The 18,281-nt window shown below is 65.0% G+C and carries 17 protein-coding genes; 8 read left to right on the top strand and 9 right to left on the bottom strand.

The annotated features are described in order from the left end of the window. Positions 1 to 2: 2 nt before the first annotated feature. Positions 3 to 602 (bottom strand): DUF7122 family protein, encoded by a 600-nt coding sequence (locus CHINAEXTREME_RS15940; protein WP_007142813.1) that lies wholly within the window; start codon positions 600 to 602, stop codon positions 3 to 5. Further along, complete coding sequence (locus tag CHINAEXTREME_RS15935; RefSeq protein WP_007142812.1) at positions 599 to 1,507, bottom strand: RsmB/NOP family class I SAM-dependent RNA methyltransferase; 909 nt, start codon at positions 1,505 to 1,507, stop codon at positions 599 to 601. Before CHINAEXTREME_RS15935 ends, CHINAEXTREME_RS15940 begins: the two co-directional genes overlap by 4 nt. Before the next feature lie 220 nt (positions 1,508 to 1,727). Between CHINAEXTREME_RS15935 and CHINAEXTREME_RS15930 the strand changes: the two genes are divergently transcribed. The 5 genes from CHINAEXTREME_RS15930 (at position 1,728) to CHINAEXTREME_RS15910 (ending at position 6,682) form a co-directional block, all read left to right on the top strand. Further along, positions 1,728 to 3,104 carry a geranylgeranyl reductase family protein gene (locus CHINAEXTREME_RS15930; protein WP_007142811.1) on the top strand — a complete coding sequence of 459 codons (1,377 nt, stop codon included), beginning with the start codon at positions 1,728 to 1,730 and terminating at the stop codon, positions 3,102 to 3,104. 73 nt (positions 3,105 to 3,177) lie between these two features. Continuing rightward, positions 3,178 to 4,641 carry an amidase gene (locus CHINAEXTREME_RS15925; RefSeq protein ID WP_010546816.1) on the top strand — a complete coding sequence of 488 codons (1,464 nt, stop codon included), beginning with the start codon at positions 3,178 to 3,180 and terminating at the stop codon, positions 4,639 to 4,641. Positions 4,642 to 4,707: 66 nt separating this feature from the next. Beyond that, on the top strand, positions 4,708 to 5,547 hold the full coding sequence (locus tag CHINAEXTREME_RS15920; protein ID WP_007142809.1) for an aldo/keto reductase: 840 nt from the start codon (positions 4,708 to 4,710) through the stop codon (positions 5,545 to 5,547). Between the two features lie 108 nt (positions 5,548 to 5,655). Beyond that, the gene (locus CHINAEXTREME_RS15915) at positions 5,656 to 6,426 is read left to right on the top strand and encodes a hypothetical protein (RefSeq protein WP_044961989.1); all 771 of its coding nucleotides are present in this window, start codon (positions 5,656 to 5,658) and stop codon (positions 6,424 to 6,426) included. Between the two features lie 64 nt (positions 6,427 to 6,490). Next, positions 6,491 to 6,682, top strand: a complete 192-nt coding sequence (locus tag CHINAEXTREME_RS15910; RefSeq protein ID WP_007142807.1) for a DUF7333 family protein — start codon at positions 6,491 to 6,493, stop codon at positions 6,680 to 6,682. A 73-nt stretch (positions 6,683 to 6,755) separates the two neighbouring features. Here CHINAEXTREME_RS15910 and CHINAEXTREME_RS15905 read toward each other — a convergent pair whose 3' ends face one another. The 3 genes from CHINAEXTREME_RS15905 to wecB form a co-directional block, all read right to left on the bottom strand. Next, positions 6,756 to 8,687: a methyl-accepting chemotaxis protein gene (locus tag CHINAEXTREME_RS15905; protein WP_007142806.1), complete on the bottom strand. Its 1,932-nt coding sequence runs from the start codon at positions 8,685 to 8,687 to the stop codon at positions 6,756 to 6,758. Positions 8,688 to 8,882: 195 nt separating this feature from the next. After that, positions 8,883 to 9,854 carry a phosphoadenosine phosphosulfate reductase family protein gene (locus tag CHINAEXTREME_RS15900; protein ID WP_007142805.1) on the bottom strand — a complete coding sequence of 324 codons (972 nt, stop codon included), beginning with the start codon at positions 9,852 to 9,854 and terminating at the stop codon, positions 8,883 to 8,885. Between the two features lie 142 nt (positions 9,855 to 9,996). Next, entirely contained in the window at positions 9,997 to 11,133 is a 1,137-nt protein-coding gene (wecB, locus tag CHINAEXTREME_RS15895) for a non-hydrolyzing UDP-N-acetylglucosamine 2-epimerase (RefSeq protein ID WP_007142804.1), read from the bottom strand. Between the two features lie 538 nt (positions 11,134 to 11,671). Between wecB and CHINAEXTREME_RS15885 the strand changes: the two genes are divergently transcribed. From CHINAEXTREME_RS15885 to CHINAEXTREME_RS15875, 3 genes are all read left to right on the top strand, one after another. Continuing rightward, entirely contained in the window at positions 11,672 to 11,992 is a 321-nt protein-coding gene (locus tag CHINAEXTREME_RS15885; RefSeq protein ID WP_007142803.1) for a hypothetical protein, read from the top strand. Positions 11,993 to 12,306: 314 nt separating this feature from the next. Continuing rightward, positions 12,307 to 13,767, top strand: coding sequence for an outer membrane protein assembly factor BamB family protein (locus CHINAEXTREME_RS15880; RefSeq protein WP_081605847.1), 1,461 nt, complete (start codon positions 12,307 to 12,309; stop codon positions 13,765 to 13,767). A 1-nt stretch (position 13,768) separates the two neighbouring features. Continuing rightward, positions 13,769 to 14,407 carry a PH domain-containing protein gene (locus CHINAEXTREME_RS15875; protein WP_007142801.1) on the top strand — a complete coding sequence of 213 codons (639 nt, stop codon included), beginning with the start codon at positions 13,769 to 13,771 and terminating at the stop codon, positions 14,405 to 14,407. Between the two features lie 303 nt (positions 14,408 to 14,710). On the opposite strand, the gene CHINAEXTREME_RS15870 is transcribed toward CHINAEXTREME_RS15875, so the two are convergent. From CHINAEXTREME_RS15870 to CHINAEXTREME_RS15855, 4 genes are all read right to left on the bottom strand, one after another. Continuing rightward, complete coding sequence (locus CHINAEXTREME_RS15870) at positions 14,711 to 15,292, bottom strand: DUF7110 family protein (RefSeq protein ID WP_029601700.1); 582 nt, start codon at positions 15,290 to 15,292, stop codon at positions 14,711 to 14,713. A 137-nt stretch (positions 15,293 to 15,429) separates the two neighbouring features. Then, entirely contained in the window at positions 15,430 to 15,774 is a 345-nt protein-coding gene (locus CHINAEXTREME_RS15865; protein WP_007142799.1) for a glutaredoxin family protein, read from the bottom strand. A gap of 77 nt (positions 15,775 to 15,851) precedes the next feature. After that, complete coding sequence (locus CHINAEXTREME_RS15860; RefSeq protein ID WP_007142798.1) at positions 15,852 to 17,216, bottom strand: PQQ-dependent sugar dehydrogenase; 1,365 nt, start codon at positions 17,214 to 17,216, stop codon at positions 15,852 to 15,854. A gap of 74 nt (positions 17,217 to 17,290) precedes the next feature. Then, positions 17,291 to 18,274, bottom strand: coding sequence for a deoxyhypusine synthase (locus CHINAEXTREME_RS15855; RefSeq protein ID WP_007142797.1), 984 nt, complete (start codon positions 18,272 to 18,274; stop codon positions 17,291 to 17,293). Positions 18,275 to 18,281: the final 7 nt, after the last annotated feature.

Genomic DNA, 18,281 nt, shown 5'->3' with positions numbered 1-18,281 from the left:
AGCTAGAGGTCCCGCTGTCGACCCTTCGGCACCATCGACCGCAACTCGCCGTGGACGTATAGGCCGATGCCGAGCGGCTCGAGGGCGTCCCGGTCGACGGGTTCACCGTCGCCACTCCGTTCGCCCTTCGACCCCGCTCCGACCTCGTGGGCCGCGATCAGGTACCCCCAGTCGCCGTCCCACTCGAGTTCCTGGTCCTCGCCGGCGGCGAATCGGCGTGCGCGTTCGCGATCGAGTTCGATCACACATTCGTCGGCGTGGCGGCCGAACCGCTGGACGAAGTCCGTCGTCGGCTTCCAGTGTTCCTGGCGGGTCCGCAGGCAGGTCATCCCGATCGCCTCGATCTCGACCGGCGTCGGTGCCTCGCCGCCGTAGATCCAGATCTTGCCCGCGCCCTTCTCCCAGAACGTGTGCCCGTCGAAGGTCTCCGGCGGGATCGCGAACCGGTCCGCGAAGTACTCGAGTACTTTCTCGCGGCTGACCCGGCCCTCGACGGTGCGGTCGGCGGGCGTTTCGGGGAGTCGATCGAACCGCTGGCCGTCGTTTTTCTCGAGAGGGTCGCCTCCGTCGCGTCCGTCGCGTCCGTCGCCTCCGTCCCTCATGCTGTCACCTCCAGTTTCGCCACGAAGAACCCGCCCGTATCGTTGTGGTGCGGGTAGATCCTGTCCGCCCGCTCGAGGCTCTCGTCGAACTCCTCGCCGTCCCACTCGGTGAGGCCGGGCGCGTGCTCGAGTCCGAGGTCGAACTCGACGACGCGGCAGTTCTCCTCCTCGAGGACGTGCTGGACGACCGCCTCGTTCTCCTCCGGGGCGAAGGTACAGGTCGAGTAGACGACGGTGCCGCCCGCCGTGGTGGCCTGGACGGCCCGGCGGAGAATTCCCTTCTGGATGCCCGAGACGGAGGCGATGTGGTCCTCCGACCAGTTCTCGAGCGCGTCGGGGTTCTTCCGGATCGTCCCCTCGCAGGAACAGGGTGCGTCGACCAGCGCGCGGTCGAACTCGTCGAACGAGAACGGCGCGAGCGAGTAGTTGCGCGCGTCGGCGTTGGTCACGGCGAGGTTCGTCGCTCCCAGCCGTTCGGCGTTGAACCGGAGCGCCGAGATTCGCCCGAGGTTGCTGTCGTTGGCGACCACCGTCCCCTCGTCGTCCATCAGCGCCGCGATCTGGGTCGCCTTCCCGCCCGGGGCGGCGCAGGCGTCCCAGACGCGCTCGCCGGGCTGGGGATCGAGGACGACCGGCGGAACGGCCGAGACCTCCTCCTGGCCGTGGGTAAACCCGTGGAACGAGGCCCAGGTCGCCCCCGGCGAATCCGTCTCGAGGCGCAACACCCGCGGGTTCCAGTCGGCCTGATCGAACTCGACGCCTTCCTCCTCGAGGGTGGCGGTCGCTCGCTCGACCGAGGTCTTGATAGTATTGACGCGGACGGCGGTCCCCAGCGGCCGCCGACAGGCCGCCAGAAACGCCTCGAAGTCGTCGACGATCGGTCGATACCGCTCGAGTGGCTCCATCGGGTGGCGGTTCGGGGGGACGGCGCTTGTGGGTTTCGAAGGCTCGCCCGCGGCGTCGGCCGCGAAACGGGGACCGACCCGAGGATTCCCGGGACTCCGTATCGGTTACCGGCGACGGAACGGCGGCGTATTGCCCTCCAACATCGATTTCGTCGTCAGATCACCATCAAAACACTTTCAACGAATTTTTTATTCCCCGTTTCGTCCCGACCGATGAGAAATGACTACGGAGACGGACGCTCGAGACGTCGTGGTCGTCGGCGGCGGAACCGCCGGCTGTTTCGCGGCGGCGACCGCGGCCCGTAACGGACTCGATGTCGCCCTCCTCGAGCGGAAAACCGAGGCGGAAGCCGGTCACATCGCCTGCGGGGACGGTATCAAGGGAAAGAGCACCTTCCCGGACGTGATCGACCGCGAACGGCTCAAGGAGGAGTCGTTCACGAACCGCTCGATCACCCGCGGCATCTTCGAGAACCCACGGACGGGCGAGACCCTCGAGATTCCCTTCGGCGAGTCGGGGGCCGTCGTCGACCGCTGGCAGTACGGCCAGGTGCTGCTCGACGAGACCGAACGCGCCGGCGCGGAGATCCACTACGAGACCGTTGTCAACGACGTGATCCAGCCGGACGAGCGCGTCGAGGGCGTCGTCGCCGTCCGTGACGGCGATCCGATCGAGTACGAGGCCGAGGTCGTCGTCGACGCCGCGGGCGCGCTGTCGGTGCTGCAGGACCGGGCCGACCTGACGGGTTCGACGTTCGATACTAACATCGACTACTCGCAGTTCTGTTCGGCCTACCGTGAGGTACTCGAGGTGCCCGAGCCAGTCGACTGGGCGGACGCGCTCGTGTTCAAGCCGACCGAGGAGCTAGGATACCTGTGGTATTTCCCGCGCTCCGCGACGGAGATCAACGCCGGCCTGGGGTTCCAGATGAGCGAGGAGCCGATGCACCTCGTCGACGCGCTGAGGGCGGACCTGACGAACCGCGCGGAGTTTGCCGACGCGACGGTGACGGACAAACTCGGCGCGGCACTGCCGACGCGCCGCCCCCTCGACTCCGCCGTCCATCCCGGATTCGTCGCGGTCGGCGACGCCGCAGCCCACGTCAACCCCTGTACCGGCGGCGGCATCCCGGGCGCGGCGAAGGCCGGCCACTGGGCCGCCGAGGTCGCCACGGAGGCCATCGCCGACGGCGACGTGAGCGAGGCCGCCCTGTGGCCCTACAACGAGCGCGTCCAGACCGGCTTCGGGAAACGGTTCGCCGCGATGGACTGTTACAACATCTTCGGGACCGCCCACGACCTCGAGGAACTGGTCTCCGTCGTCACCGCCATCCCTGGCCAGCAACTGATCGACGCGATCGGCAAAACCGGGACCGCCGAGATGGGCCTGGGACTCAAACTCAAGACCCTGCTCCGGACGGTCGGCCACTGGGACGTGATCTACGAACTGTACAGGGTCCAGCGGACCGCCACCTCGCTCAAGGACGTCTACGACAGCTACCCCTCGAGTCCCGACGGGTTCGACGCCTGGCGAGCGGAGCGCGATTCCGTGATGGATCGCCTCTACGAGATCACGGGCGCGGCGCCGAAGTACTGACGGCCCGCGGCGTTTCGGCCGCCGGTGAAACATCAGGGACGCTTATATCCCACGGGACCAACGGGCCGATATCGTGTCACGCGAGAGGCCCCTCACGGCGTTGTCAGCGACCGAACTCGCCGACCGGATCCGACGACGCGAGATCACTGCAACCGAGGCCGTCGAGGCCCACCTCGAGCGCATCCGCGAACGCGACGACGAGATCGACGCGTTCGTGACTGTCACCGGGGAGCGGGCGCTCGAGGCCGCTGCGGAGGCCGATCGGGCGCTGGAACGGGGCGAGGCCGTCGGCCCGCTGCACGGCGTCCCCATCGCGCTGAAGGACCTCGGCGGGCTGAAAGAGGGGGTTCGGCACACGTTCGGTTCGGCGCTGTTCGCCGACCACGTCGCGGAACGGACGGCGGCGATCGTCGAGCGACTCGAGGACGCGGGCGCGATCGTCGTCGGGAAGACGAACACGCCACCGTTCGGCCACAAGGGAACGACCATCAACGACGTCGTCGGCCCGACGGCGTCGCCGATCGACACCGACCTGAACGCCGGCGGCTCCTCCGGCGGGTCGGCCGCGGCCGTCGCAGCCGGGATGGTCCCGATCGCGACCGGCAGTGACGCCGGCGGCTCGATCCGCATTCCGGCCGCCTGCTGTGGCGTCTACGGGTTCAAACCCACGTTCGGGCTGGTCCCCGACGACGGCCGGCCGAGCGCGTTCGGGCGGTCAACCCACAACGTCACGAAGGGGCCCCTGACCAGAAGCGTCGAGGACGCCGCGCTGGCGCTGTCGACGATGGCTGGTCCCGACCCCGCCGATCCGCGAAGCGTTCCCGTCGACATCGATCCGTTCGCTGCCCTCGAGCGTCCGGCGTCGGAGCTCCGGATCGCTTACAGTCCCGACCTCGAGGCGTTCCCCGTCGAGGACGACGTCCGGGCCGTCGCCGAGGACGCTCTCGGGGCGTTCGAAGCCGCGGGCGCGACGGTCGAGGAGGTGCGGGTCGACCACGGCTACTCGATGGCCGAGCTGGGGGAGGCCGTCGAACCGACGTTCACGACGGCGATGCTCCGGGCGGCGACGACCCTCGAGGAGTCCGCCGGCATCGACCTCCGGGAGCACGAGGACGAGGTGCCGGACAGCCTCCTCGAGATGATCCGCACGGGCGAGGAGTACGGCCCCGCGGACCTCGCACGAACCGAACCCGTCAGGACGGACGTCTTCGATGCGGTCCAGGACGTGCTCGCGGAGTACGATGTCCTCGTCACGCCGACGCTTTCGCGGGTCGGCGTCGGCCTCCGCGAGGACCCCGGCGTCGCCGCCTGGGACTGGTCGCTCGCGTGGCCGTTCAACTGGACTGGCCACCCGGCCGCCTCCGCACCCGCTGGCCTGACGGAACGGGGCTATCCCGTCGGCATCCAGCTCGTCGGTCGCCGGTTCGAGGACGGGACGGTGCTCGCGGCGAGTGCCGCCCTGGAACGGGAGCGACCGTGGGACCGGCTGTACGAATTCGAGGGCGGAGCCGGGGAGGGCGGCGACGATCGGGAGTAATCCCGAAATACCGTCTCGCTGTCCGCAACCCAAACCCACTTTCCTCCTCTCTCCCTTCGTGCGAACATGACCAACTCCGCCGACGAGATTTCGCTGGAGAACTGTCCGACCGCAAGCGGCGTCCCGATGCTCGGACTCGGCACCTGGCAGAACACCGATGCCGAAGCGTGCACTGAGAGCGTCCGCACGGCACTCGAGATGGGGTATCGCCACATCGACACCGCCCAGGCCTACGACAACGAGGAGGCCGTCGGCGAAGGGATCGAACGCGCCGACGTCGACCGCGAGGACGTCTTCCTCGCGACGAAGATCTGGATCGACAACCTCTCGCGCGAGGACGTCCTCGAGACGGCCCGCGAGAGCCTCGACCGGCTCGGCGTCGACTACGTCGACCTGCTGTACGTCCACTGGCCCGCCCGGGAGTACGATCCCGAGGAGACCCTCGCGGCCTTCGACCAGCTGTACGACGAGGGCCTGATCGAGAACGTCGGCGTGAGCAACTTCCTGCCCGAGCAACTCGAGGAAGCCGCCGAGATTCTCGACGCGCCGATCCTGGCCAACCAGGTCGAGTTGCACCCGCTGCTCCCTCAGGAGCGGCTCCGGGAGGCGTGTGCGGCAAACGACGTCGAGGTCGTCGCCTACTCGCCGCTGGCCCGCGGCGAGGTGTTCGACCAGCCCGAAATCGGGGAGGTCGCCGAGAAACACGGCGTCAGCGAGGCTCAGGTGAGCCTGGCCTGGCTCCGCGAGAAGGGCGTTATCGCGATCCCGAAGGCGACCGGCGAAGCCCACATCCGCGACAACTGGGAGTCGCTCTCCCTCGACCTCGACGATGAGGACGTCGAGGCGATCGACGCCATCGACGCACGGGAACGGCAGGTCGACCCCGACTTCGGCCCCTGGAACTGACGGCTGACCGCAGCCAGAGATAATATCGTCTTATCCTCGATTGAGTAACCTGTAGGCGGCGATGAAAGAGAAGGAAAGTTTACGGTACGCCGGTATTTCATGTTGGGTATGTCCACCCGCACGCGGAGCCGTGGCGGTGGTGGGATAGTCGGTGCGGTCAAGACCGACTTACGGCGGTTACACGGGGCCTGGATGGAACTCGTCTTTCCCAGGCAGCGTGGCCGCGGCCACTCCGTCATGGGCAAATGGGAACCGGAAACGCTGCCACAGAAGATCGCCTACTACGCCTGGAGTACCCTCGGTACGATCGGTCTCCTCGTTCTGTATCCGCTGACGGTCGTCGGCCTCGCCACCCGTTACTACGCGGCGAAACTCGACTCGACCCGGACCCGTCTCGGTATCGTCGGCGTAACCGTGGTCGCGCTGGTCGGCTGGGGACTGCTGACCCTCGCCTGGGGCGTGATGTCCTACATGGAACAGATCGACATTCCGATCGCGTCGGTCATCGCCGTCGCGGCGGCAAGCGGCGTCGCGGTCGTCTCGACTGCACTCGCCGCGGCCTGTGCGAAGTTCGGCGGCCGCGCACTCACCGTCGTCCTGGCCTACCCCTTCGCGATGACCTCGCTGTTCCTGCCGCCGGTCGTCGCCGCCCTGGTGACGCCCGCTCTGGAACCGCACGTGCTCGAGCCTAGCTATGCCTTCGCCGTCTGGCTGCTCGAGAACCCGCTGTCGATCGGCGGGATCAACGAGTTCCTCTGGGCGAACTTCGAACTCGAGGGCGCGGCCTACGCGGGGATGTGGGTCGGCATCTCGTTCCCGCTTGGCTGGTTCCTTGGAATCGTCGTCGCGCTGGCGAATCTGGTTCGTCCCTCGGAGTAGGACACGCCGACGAACCGGCCCCCGGTTTCGGGAAACATAAGGGAAGCTACTCCTAACCTTGCGTATGGACTTCGACCTGAAGACCACCGCAGGCGTCTTTGTCGCGATCGTTGCGCTCGGCACCCTCGGTCTGATCGGAGCACCGATGATGACCACCGAAACCATCCTGATGATGGTCACGCCGTCGATGGCCATCTTCGGCCTCGTCATGCTCGCACTCGGTGTCAAACACGGCGAGTACCGCGCGACAAACTGAGAGAGCCGGTCGAATCGACCCTGACCGTCCTCGAGCGCGTGAGGTGCGTGTTCGAGTCCGAGACGCCGATCGACTACGCTTCTCGATCGCCGCTCGAGTTCGAGAGTTCCCGCACGTTCTCCGCGAGTTCCTCGACCGCGGCCTCCTGCTGTTCGGTCTCGCCGACGATCTCCTGGGTCGTCTCCCGCACGGCGTCCGAACTCGAGCGGAGGTCCTCGACGGTGGCCGCGACCTCCTCGACGGTCGTGGCCTGGTCGTCGTTGGCGTCGGCGACTTCCTCGATGCCGGTCGCGGCGGACTCGGCCTGTCTGGAGATTTCCCGGAACGACTCGAGGGCGTTCTCGATCTCGGCGTCAACGTCCTCGATCCGCTCGCGGGCGGTTTCGACCCCCTCGACTGTCTCGTCGGCCTGTTCGCGGACGAGCTGGATCTGGTCTGCGATCTCCTCGGTGTGACCCTGGGTCTCCGTGGCGAGGGTCTTCACCTCGTTCGCGACGACCGCGAAACTCGCGCCCGTCTCGTCGGCCTTGGCCGCCTCGATGTTGGCGTTGATCGCCAGCAGGTTGGTCTGGTCGGCGATGTCGTCGATCAGTTCGACGACCGCGTCGATCTCCTCCATGTACTCGTCGAGTTGCTCGACGGTCTCGAACAGGTCCTCGCTGGTCTCGACCAAGTCGTCGGTCACCTCGCGGGCGTCTTCACCCGCCTCGACCCCGCTGTCGGCCTCCTCGAGGGCGTCCTCGGCCGCCTCGACGACCCCGTCGGAGGAGGCGGCGACCTCCTCCATCGTCGCCGAGAAATCGCTGATCTCGTCGGCGACCGCCTCCAGCGAGTCGTTCTGGTCGGCGACCTGCTCGTCGATGCGGTACGCCGACTCGGCGGCGCGCTCGATGGACCCCTCGAGTTCCCGCGTACGGTCGTCGACGCGTTCGACCAGCGACTGGAAGTTTTCGGCCATCTCGTTGACGTCGTCGGTGAGTTCGAGCAGGGCCGGGTTGACGACGTCGTGCTCGTCCTCGAAGGTCGCGCGAGCCGACAGATCGCCCTCCCCGACCCGCCCGAGCGTGTCGGTCACCTCGCCGATCAGTTCCGTGACGGCCCGCTCGTGGAGAATCTCCTCGCTGCGGTCCTCGACGAGTTCCAGGACGGCCTCGAGGTCGCCGTCCTCATCGAACAGCGGCATCGCGAGGAACGAGATGTGCGTCTCCCGGCCCTGCTTGTCCTTGGTGACGCTCGTGTCCTCGTAGACGATCCGGTCGGCGTACCCGTACTCCTCGTCGACGCGCTCGACGTCCCAGTGGTCCTCCGCGTCGCGCGGGTTCTCGGCGACCTTGTCGACGAGGCTCCGGTGGCGACGGCCGTCGGTGTACGTGGCTGCAGCGATGGTCTCCCGGTTGTCGTCCCCGAGGAACTCCCGGTGGCCCTCGTCGAGGCCGAGGAGGCGATTGAGGGGGTCGTTGTACGCCAGTACGGTGTGATCGTCGGCGATGAGAAACGCCGGGTAGGGGATCGCCTCGAAGACGTCCGCGAGCGGAACCTCGCTTTCGACGCCCTCGTCGGCAAACGCGTCGGCCCCGACCTGTAGGTCGACCAGCGTCGCCCGCAGCCCGGACCGGAGCGCCTCGCGCGCTTCCGACGGGGAGACGCCTGCCTCGAGCGCGTCGAACGCCTCGTCAACGAGGCCGTCGACGACCGCCCCGTAGCTGGCGACGAATTCCGAGGGTGGAGCCCCCTGGCTCGCCTGCGTTCCAGCGACGTGGGCAATACGCCGTTCCCGATCGATCCCAGCCTCGGACTCGAGGACGGACGAGAGGAGCGCGGTCTGGTCTGCGACCGCGTCCGCCCCGATAGAACTCGAGTACATCGACTCGACGTCGTCGGTTCCGATCTCGAGTTCCGGTTGTTCATCCGGCGTGACTGTATCGAACTGCCGCTTTGCATCCCCGCCGTACCCTACCGCTCGCCTCGCGCTATCGATCCGCGTGTCGGCGATTCGTTCGGCCATACCTGGGAATCACACGGATCGATATTATAGTCGCAGGCCGACATGTAAACCCGTTCGCGCGCGTCGCTTCGACCCCCTTACCTTTCGGTCGTCTCACAGGGCCGCCGGAACGAGGCGAAAACGGGCAATACTGGTGTCGCCGACCGGGAGAACGGAACCGACCCGACCGAAACCGCCCGCGTTTCGATCGCTACCTCACATGTAGCCGAGGTCGCGCAGTCGCTCCATGAGGTCCTCCTTGTCCTGGGCGCGACCCGCACGTTCGGTCGTCCCCTCGAGGTCCTGGAGCCAGGCGGGGTCCTCGTCGCTTTTCTCCGTGCTGACTTCGCTGCCGAGCGAGCGGAAGCCGGCGAAGTATTTCGGCGAAATCGGGACGTCTTCCTGCGTGACACCCTCGGGGAGGTCGTCGTCGGCCTCCGGGACGTACCCCTCTTCCGGGAACTCCTCGACGGTGTCCGGGACGACGAAGTTCCAGAAGGCGTCCCAGACGGCGGCCTCGTCGAACTGGAGGATGGGCTGCACCCGGTCGTGGGGCGGGTAGATGTCGGGGTCGTGGCGCGGCGAGAAGAACGTCTCGTCGGCGCGAGCCTCCTGTTCGTCCCAGCGGACGCCGGAGATGACGCCGTCGATGTCGTACTCCTCCAGGGCGTCGTTGAGCGCGACCGTCTTCAACAGGTGGTTGCCGACGTAGGTGTCGAGCAGGAACGGGAACGTGTCCTCCTCGTACTCGAGGATCTCCCGGACGTGGTGTTGGTTGTGATCGGAGAGTTCGGAAATGTCGATCTCGTCGCCGGGTTCGAGGCCGTGTTCGTCGACGTATCCGCCGACGTCCTCGTTGCGCGCGTAGATGACCTCGAGGTCCCACTCGTCGGCCCAGTGGTCGACGAAGTCGTGGATCCCGTCGAAGTGCTGGTAGTGGTCGATGAAGACCGCCGGGGGAACCTCGAGGTCGAACCGGTCCGCGACCTCCTTGATGAAGTACAGCGTGAGCGTCGAGTCCTTGCCACCGGTCCACATGACCGCGGGGTTCTCGTACTCCTCTAGTCCCTCCCGGGTGACCTCGATGGCCTTCTCGATCTTGTCCTGAATGTGCGGGTAGTCCTCCGGATCTTCGCCGTCGCCCTCGTCGTAGTCGACGTCGACGTACTCGGGGAAGTTTGCTGACATCGTGTAATTAGATATAATTACCTCGGTAAAACCCTTTTGGGGACCGGAAACCTCTGTCGGAAGCCAGGGACGGGAGACCCGCCGGTACGGGCACGGAGTCTCCGCTGACTCCGCCGACCCCGCCGATCACCCGGCCTGTCGCTCAGTCCAGTGGCACCGCTTCGATTCCCCGAGTCGGTTCGTCGATCTCGACGTCCTCGACCTCGACCTCACCGTCGATTTCCCGCCGGAGTAGCGTAACGATCCGTCGACTCGCCAGCCCATCGCCGTAGGGCCTGGGATGTGAGTCGGGATCCCAGTCGGTCGCGAGCGCGTCCCGAATCCGGTCGGCGTCGGAGCCGACGAGCCGGTTCCAGCCCGCGTCGACCGTCTCGACCCACTCGGTCTCGGACCGCAGCGTGATACACCGCGTCTCGAGGAAAAACGCCTCCTTCTGGACGCCGCCCGAGTCCGTCGCGATCCGCTCGGCCGCGTCGAGCAACCGGACGAAGTCGAGATACCCCTGCGGTTCGATCACCTCGAGCGCGTCGGTCGTCCGCTCCCAGAGCCCGTACTCGCGGAGCCGTTCGACGGTCCGCGGATGCGCCGGGAAGACGACCGGCAGCGGCGCGTCGGCAAGCGCCGAGACGATCGACTCGAGGTTCTCCCTGACGTCGGTGTTGCGCTGCCGGTGGACCGTCGCCAGGACGAACTCGCCGTTCTCGAGGCCGAGATTCTCGAGGATCGTCGAGGCCTCCTGTGACCGCTCGCGGGCCTCGAGCAGGGCGTCGTACATCACGTCGCCGGTCCAGTAGACGCCCTCGGAGATCCCCTCCTGGGCGAGGTTCCGGACGGCCGCCTCGCTCGGGGCGAAACACAGTTCCGAGGCGTGGTCGGTCATGATCCGGTTGATCTCTTCGGGCATCTCCCGGTCGTCGCTCCGGAGGCCCGCCTCGACGTGGGCGACCGCGACGTCGCGTTTCGCGCCGACGATCGCCCCCGCAAGCGTCGAGTTCGTGTCGCCGTACAGCAGGAGTGCGTCCGGGGAGACCTCCTCCAATACGGGCTCGAGTGCGGCGATCATCTTCGCGGTCTGGCGTCCGTGGGTGTCCGACTGGACCCCCAGGTTGTAGTCGGGCTCGGGGATGTCGAGTTCCTCGAAGAAGACGTCGGACATCTCCTCGTCGTAGTGTTGCCCGGTGTGGACCAGCACCTCCTCGCCGACGTCGCGGAGCTTTCTGGAGACGACCGCGGCCTTGACGAACTGGGGACGGGCTCCGACGATCGAACAGACGCGCATCAGTTCACCTCCGCGACCGCGGGTCGGTGGGTTCGAACGTCCGGGACGATCGATCCGACGAGAAACGCAAGCGGGCGGGCGAAGCGAGTTAGAGTTGCGCCCGCGGGCATCGCGCGGAGGGACCACTCCCGTCGACTGACGTTCACCTCGGAGAGCATGTACCCGTCGTTCCAGCGGCCGGCATATCGTTATCAGCGCGCTACCTCGTGCAGCGCCGTTCTGTCGGACTATAGCGTCCAAGAACTCCGAATTCGACCGTGATACGGCTCGAACCGAGGGTTTCAGGTCACGGCCCGAACGCCTATCGAAACGATACAGTTCGGAAAGGAAACCGTTCCGAACTCCCCGAAAACGGAGGAGTCCGAACAGGAACCGCCTTCCGTCCCGAATCGGGCCGCTACTCGCGCCGGCCGTTCGCGGCCGTCCACGCCGGCGACGGTTTGCGGCCGGTTTCCGTCCATGTACGGTGACCGAACTTCAAGGAGGTCGTGATTAACGCGAACGGTGATCCGTCATCGTCCCCGACGAATCGATCGATATGACCGAGCAACCGCCCTCGCCCCCGTCACCCGGTCTACAGTCCCCCACCGCGATCGAGTCCGACGACGCTGACGCCTCCTCGGCCGGTCCGATCGTCGTAACCACCACACAACTCGCCACGACCCTCCAGGAGTGGCTCGGCAACCCGCCCGACGAGGACCTGCTCGAGACGCTGCTCCTGGAACTGGATCGACGCGACTTCCTCGAGTGTGTGGGCGTGACTCGGGACGGCGACTACCGGTGGAACGTCACCGGAACGCCGGAGCGGGTGGGTGATGCGATCGCCGAGGCCGTCGTGAGCGCGCTGCGATCGGAATAAGCGACCAGTGGACTGGCTCCCGTCTGCTGTGAGTGGCGAAGTCAACGTTTCCGGTTGGCTGCTCGTGTCGACGAGAAAGGGATAATCGAACTCGGAGTATCCGAGGGACTGAAACGTAGTCGACCGTCGGACTCCGATTGTTCGTCCCGATATTGCCCGCACTCACGCTCGGTCGGTTCGATTCCTTGGCCCAGGATAGAGCGAATACTAGCCCGACAGTGCCGAAAACCCGACTAAAGACGGTATACTAATTCATCGAAACAGTCAGATTTGCCAAAAAGTTTTATTCAGGGACACTACCATGTCCCTACAGAATGGGACTAAGCCGAAGAGCAGCCATTACGACAGGGGGAACGCTCCTATTCGGAGCAGCAATATATCCGACGTCCGTCGTCGCTAACGAGGACGAATCGGGCATAGATTGGCGATCCTTCGGGGGAGACGATGGGAATACGGGCTACAATTCGAGCGCTCGTGTACCGAAGGAGAATATCAGCGAACTGTGGAGGTTCGACGAATTCCCTGACTTTCCTTCGGGACCTGCAGTGGCGGACGGGATGGTGTACTTCGGTACCTTTGGAGGAGAGGTGTTGGGTGTCGAAGCATCGAGCGGGCAAGAAAGATGGCGCACGAGGTTGAGCGAAGAGCTAGGGGATATCCCAGACGACGTACCAACACCGGCCGTGGCTGATGGATCGGTTTATCTGGGATCGAAGAGCGGGCAGGTATTTTCGCTCGATACGACGACGGGAAAAGTCGACTGGAAGCGAAATGCAGGTTCAGAGATTACGACGCCAGTCGAGGTTTCCGACGGTCGAGTGTACGCCGTAGCCAATGGAGTGACTGCGATGGATGCGGAGTCGGGGGACGAAATCTGGGAATTTTCCGAGGACTACTTTTTCGACTCCGGCCTCGCGGTCGTCGATGGGACGGTCTACGTCGGCAGTACTGGAGGGACGATGTATGCTTTGAACTCGGACGACGGGTCCGTCGTTTGGAAATCCGACGTCGGTGATGAAGTTAGAGCCCCGCCGGCTGTAGCTGACGGAACAGTTTACATCGGGACGGACGCTGGCGATCTCTTCGCACTGGATACCGCGGATGGATCACCCAGATGGACTACCAACCTCGATCAGGAGTTGTATACCTCTCCTGCAGTTTCGGAAGAGTTGGTTTTCGCCGGTGGTGAAACGGGTTCCGGCTTTTACGCTATCGATCGGTCGAGTGGATCGGTTGAATGGGAGGCAAAAATATCTGAGAAGAGGAATAACGTCCGCGCATCCCCCGCAGTTGCTGACGGTGTCGTCTTCATCACCGATGGGGATCTACGGGCAATCGATATCGAGTCCGGCGAGGATATCTGGCGATACCCCCGGGGCGACTTCATTAGTTCGCCTCCGGCTGTCGTCGACGGTGCGGTTCTGGTAGGGAACTGGGACGCGAGTATGTATGCGATTTCTAACGAGCAACTGAAAGAGAGGATAACTGAGTTGCAACCACCCTCGTCCGAAGATTCCTCGTCGTCCCCGTCTGAAGATACCTCGTCGTCCACGTCCGGGGACACCTCTTCGTCCTCGAGTTCGTCCGAAACCGAACGATCTTCCGAGAGTAGTGAGCCGAGCACTAGCGCAACTGAAGAACCCGTGCAGCGTGGCTTCCTTTCGAACGGAAATGACGAACAGTTCGGCATGCTCAGCGACCCGTTCTTACTGACCGTCGGGGGGTTTGCACTCTCCGTGATCGGGGTACTCCATTCGATGATTGGGGGGAAGTAACGTGGCTCGAGGAAAACCCGCTCTCTGGAGTGCGCTGCTCGGGTTACCGTTCTTGGGCGCTGGCGCGTATCTGTATTGGGCAGATATCGATTTCCCATCGCTTCTCGCCGTCCCGTTCGTGCTGTTTGGCGTATTCGTTCTCGCAATGGGGATGTACGTCCACGTGGTGGCGGCCCCGAAATCCCCGACGATGCGAGACGGTGAAGAACTCATCGACAAACGTCACCCGACTCAGCGTGTTGCACTGGTGAAAGTGTGCATCGGCCTTCCGCTGCTCGCAGCTACCACGTACCTGATGTTTTTCACGATGGTTCCGTATATTTACCCGACAGTAACCCTTCTCACTGGACTCTACTTCTTCTCCACTGGATTACAGATATACTGGGCGAATAGTCTCACGACATACTATCTAACGAACCAGCGAATTGTGCGGGAGTATCGTCTCATATCCCTTATTCGGCAAGAAGTACCCCTCGATAAGGTTCGAGGGGTAGAAGAACGAAAGTCGATTACAGAAGCGTTAGTAGGCCTAGGCAATATACGGGTTGCAAGCGGTGGCGGTGGTGGTGCCCTCGAAATCGTAATGCGAAACATGGAGATGTCTACGAGTTTCGCCGATAGAATTCGCGAACAAGTGTAGCGCCACCTTTCCATCGATCGAGTATATATCGCAGGTTCTTCGTGATGAATACACTGCGGGCGTCCTTACTCGAGTCAAAGTACGATCCGACCACTCCCGTTTCCTGTGTCCGATCGTCGGGACGAATCGTTCCTCCCTGCGTCGCCCGGACGATCTCACAGATCGGGACGGTCGTGTGACCGTATCCTGCTCGCTCCTCAAACCCAGACCAGACGAGACCAGATCCGTACGAAGGAGTTTACTAGTAGCTGCCTCTATCCGGAGGTTCGGAACCACCAGTCGTGAGTTCGAATACGTATCCGATCAGTCGCTGATGAACTTGTTATCCCGCCAGTTGACGCCCGTCTCGCCGGAGCCGTGGTCGCGCGGCCCCTCGACGACTTCGATGTCGGCCGGCCGGGGCTCGCCCTCGACGATCCGGGTCGCCTCGAGGTCGCCGTTGCGCTCCGAAATGGCAGTCAGCGTTCCCTTCTCGGCTGCCTCGGCGATCTCACAGAGGACGAGAAACATCTCATACTGCAGCAGCGAGTTCTGGAGGACCGTCTCCCGGTCGCCCTTGAACGCCGCGAACTCGACGAGTTCGGACTCGATCTCCTCTTCCTCTTCCTCGTCCCAGCTGAAGGACTGTCGGCGCTCGTCCGGATCCTCCTCGTAGACGCGGTTCTCCGTGACGCTGGCCTTGAGCTGGGCGGTCGGCGTGTACTTGCTGACGGACTGATCCTCGGCGACAGCCTTGAGAATCAGGGTGTTGTTCCGCCGTGTGATCTCGACGTCGTCGATACCGTCGGGGTATTTTGCCTCCTCGATGTGGTCCCGAAGGTCCTCGAGGGGTAGTTCGAGCGTCGAATGCAACCGATATACGTGTCTGGATTCCTCAGTTGACATAGTGGGGAGTACGGCGAGGGTTCTTGCTCGCTAGTACGCCCGGGTGACTTATATGATCTGCTATTAACTGCGTGAAATACCAGTACGGACAAATTCAAGTCCCGGCTACGCTTCGTCCCGGTGAACGGGGAGGGAACTTACTCCGCGTTGAGCGTCTCGGCCAGTTCGCCGCGTTCCTCGAGTTCCTCGAGAACGTCCGAGCCACCGACGAACTCCCCGTCGACGAACGTCTGCGGGATGGTCTCCCAGCCGCTGTGGTCCTCGAGCGCGACGCGGAACTCGTCTAGCGACTCGAGGACGTCGACCGTCTCGAACTCGTCGCGGTGCTGGTCGATGAGCCCGAGCGCCTTTCGCGAGTAGCCACACTGGGGCATGAGTTCGGTCCCCTTCATGAAGAGGACGACCTCGTTGTCCTCGAGCGCCTCGGCGACCTGCTCGTTGACCTCCTCCTGGTCGAGTCCCTGGTTCGGTGGGAATTCCATGTCCCGTCGTACGGCAGTGAACGGGATAGGCCTTGCGTCACCACCCCGCGGAAGTAACTGAAACGGGTTACGTTACGTTACGGCTCGAGCCGAACGACGCGGTCGTCGCCGCTTCGGGGAAACTCGCCGCCAGCGCGGCCGTCCAGGTTCGACGTCAGCAGGTACAGTGAGCCGTCCGGCCCGGGTTCGACGTGGCGGAGGCGGCCGTACCTTCCCTCGAACAGGGGAGTGACGGTCGCCTCGAGGCGGTCGTCGAGCCACGGGAGGTCGGCGGGGTGGGGGTGGCCCTCCTCGCCGGTTGAATCGCCGCTCCCGTTCCCGTTCCCGTCTCCCGGACGCAAGGCGACCGCGTACAGCGTCTCCGAGGCCAGCCCACAGACGAGTACGTGATTCTCCCACGGACCGACCGCACCGTCAGCGTAGAACGCCAGCCCCGACGGGGCCCACGTCTCGTCCGGCCCGGTGTTGAGCACCGGCGGCGTCGCAGCGTCGTGATCCTCGTCGTCGTAACTCCCGTACTCGGAATCGTTCGGGCCGCCACGGACGATGGGCCAGCCGTAGTTCCCGCCCGGTCGCAGTACGGATACCTCGTCTCGAGCGGCCGGGCCGTGCTCGGCGATCACCGGCGCTCCCTCGGGCGTGAAGTCGATCCCCTGGGGGTTCCGATGGCCGAGCGTGTAGATCCGGTCGTCGCCGTCGGCTCCCCAGTCGGGGTTCCCGGGCGCGGGATCGCCGCCGGGCGTGAGCCGAAGGACGCTTCCCGCAAGCGAGCCGGGATCCTGCGCGAGCGCCGGCTCCTGGGCGTCGCCCGTCGTCACCCACAGATGACTGTCGGGGCCGAACGTGATCCGGCCGCCGTTGTGTGTCGTCGCGCCCGGGATCCCCTCGAGGATCGGCGTGGGTTCGGGGTCGGGATCGGAGTCGGGGTCGTCCCCCTCGAGATCACACCGGACGACGCGGTTCTCGAACCCGCCGTCGTCGACGGTGTAGGAGACGAACGCGACCGCCGACTCCGGGTAGTCGGGGTGGACGGCGACGCCGAGGGTGCCGCCCTCCCCCGGTGCGGCGCGGTCCGGCAGGTCGCCCGCCTCGAGGACGACCTCGCCGTCCTCGGGCGCGAGTTCTTCCCCGGTCGCGAGGTCGGCGGCGTCGAACCGCCGCAGTCCCCCGTCGCGTTCGGTGAGGAAAGCATCCTCGCCCGCGAACGCGAGGTCCCAGGGCACCTCGAGATCGGCGACGGCGGTCGTCGCGTCGACGTCGTCCTCGGTCGGCGTTCCGTCGGCGGGTCGCCAGTCGGGTTCGGTCCAGTCGTCTCCGGGCGCCTCTTCGGGGGTGGTCAACTCGAGCGAGTCGCCACCGAATCCATCGAGACAGCCGGCGATGGCGACGGAGACCGAGATCGGGCCGACCGCGGAGAGCAGTCGACGGCGCGTGGGGGACATGGCTGTGGTCCGCTCTTTGGACCGGAGAAGTGAGTGTCTTTGTCCTCGACGCGGGTGATGCGTCGAGAGCGAAATCAGTTGTAGAACGCTTCTGCCACGAGCAGCGGGAAGACCAGCGTCGCCTCGGCCTCGACCTGGGCGTAGTTCGTCTCGGTGTCGTCCTTGATCTTGCCCCACGAGACGGCCTCGTTCGGCGGCGCGCCCGACAGCGAGCCGTCGCCTTCCATTCCCGTCGAGATGTAGACGGCGTAGTCCGCGCCGCCGCGGAAGAGGTTCGTCATGATGGCGTGGTGTTTCGGCACGCCGCCGCCGACGGCGATCAGACCCGTCGTGTCCGCGAGCATGCCGTCCTCGATTAGCTTCTCGTAGTCGTCTAAGATCTCGATGCCGATGTCCGAGTCCGTGTCCTGTCGCTGCCGGTAGTAGTAGAGGAAGTTCCCGACCTCGGCGTCGGTCAGCGCCGGACAGTAGACCGGCACGTCGTTGTCCGCGGCCTGCTTGAGCACCGAATCCTCGTCCTCGAGGGTCGCGCCGAGTTCGCGGGCGAACTCGGTCGGCGTGCGGATCGACTCCTCGGCGAAGAAGTCGTCGAAGAACTCATAGAGGTACTCCTCGAGCCAGACGTACCGGTCCGAGGGAACGAAGATGTTGCCGAGCCGGTTGATTCCGCGTTCCCGGAGTTCGACCTCGTCGGCGTCCCATTCGCCCATCTTGAACGGTTTGGCGGTCTTGATGACGTCCTCGGTCAGCGACCCCGAGGTAGTGATGACGACGTCGACGTAGCCGTCGCGGACGAGCGCGGCGACGACCTCGCGCAGCCCCGAGGAGACGATATTCGAGGTCAGCGTGAGGTAGATCGTCGCCTCCTCCTCCTGCATCCGGTCGACGACGTCGATCGCTTCGGCGAGGTGGGTCGCCTGGAAGCCGGTCGTCTCGTAGGACTCGAGCAGCGACGACAGGTCGACGTCGCCACGGAAGTCGTGGCCGCGAACGTCCGCCGTCTCCAGGTCTTCGTCGCTACCCGGAACGACGTGGTCGCGGGACGAATCGTCGGTCATACACGAC

It is taken from the genome of Halobiforma lacisalsi AJ5, assembly GCF_000226975.2.
Classification (GTDB): domain Archaea; phylum Halobacteriota; class Halobacteria; order Halobacteriales; family Natrialbaceae; genus Natronobacterium; species Natronobacterium lacisalsi.
The sequence above is the reverse complement of the archived record's forward strand: the minus strand, read 5'-3'. Positions and strand labels throughout refer to the sequence as shown.

Bases quoted from the DNA above. Each gene is read 5' to 3' on its own strand.
- CHINAEXTREME_RS15860 (WP_007142798.1), bottom strand. From the start codon at position 17,216: ATGTCCCCCACGCGCCGTCGACTGCTCTCCGCGGTCGGCCCGATCTCG.
- CHINAEXTREME_RS15905 (WP_007142806.1), bottom strand. From the start codon at position 8,687: ATGGCCGAACGAATCGCCGACACGCGGATCGATAGCGCGAGGCGAGCG.
- CHINAEXTREME_RS15910 (WP_007142807.1), top strand. From the start codon at position 6,491: ATGGACTTCGACCTGAAGACCACCGCAGGCGTCTTTGTCGCGATCGTT.
- CHINAEXTREME_RS15920 (WP_007142809.1), top strand. From the start codon at position 4,708: ATGACCAACTCCGCCGACGAGATTTCGCTGGAGAACTGTCCGACCGCA.
- CHINAEXTREME_RS15935 (WP_007142812.1), bottom strand. From the start codon at position 1,507: ATGGAGCCACTCGAGCGGTATCGACCGATCGTCGACGACTTCGAGGCG.
- wecB (WP_007142804.1), bottom strand. From the start codon at position 11,133: ATGCGCGTCTGTTCGATCGTCGGAGCCCGTCCCCAGTTCGTCAAGGCC.
- CHINAEXTREME_RS15915 (WP_044961989.1), top strand. From the start codon at position 5,656: ATGTCCACCCGCACGCGGAGCCGTGGCGGTGGTGGGATAGTCGGTGCG.
- CHINAEXTREME_RS15855 (WP_007142797.1), bottom strand. From the start codon at position 18,274: ATGACCGACGATTCGTCCCGCGACCACGTCGTTCCGGGTAGCGACGAA.
- CHINAEXTREME_RS15885 (WP_007142803.1), top strand. From the start codon at position 11,672: ATGACCGAGCAACCGCCCTCGCCCCCGTCACCCGGTCTACAGTCCCCC.
- CHINAEXTREME_RS15930 (WP_007142811.1), top strand. From the start codon at position 1,728: ATGACTACGGAGACGGACGCTCGAGACGTCGTGGTCGTCGGCGGCGGA.
- CHINAEXTREME_RS15880 (WP_081605847.1), top strand. From the start codon at position 12,307: ATGGGACTAAGCCGAAGAGCAGCCATTACGACAGGGGGAACGCTCCTA.
- CHINAEXTREME_RS15940 (WP_007142813.1), bottom strand. From the start codon at position 602: ATGAGGGACGGAGGCGACGGACGCGACGGACGCGACGGAGGCGACCCT.
- CHINAEXTREME_RS15865 (WP_007142799.1), bottom strand. From the start codon at position 15,774: ATGGAATTCCCACCGAACCAGGGACTCGACCAGGAGGAGGTCAACGAG.
- CHINAEXTREME_RS15900 (WP_007142805.1), bottom strand. From the start codon at position 9,854: ATGTCAGCAAACTTCCCCGAGTACGTCGACGTCGACTACGACGAGGGC.
- CHINAEXTREME_RS15870 (WP_029601700.1), bottom strand. From the start codon at position 15,292: ATGTCAACTGAGGAATCCAGACACGTATATCGGTTGCATTCGACGCTC.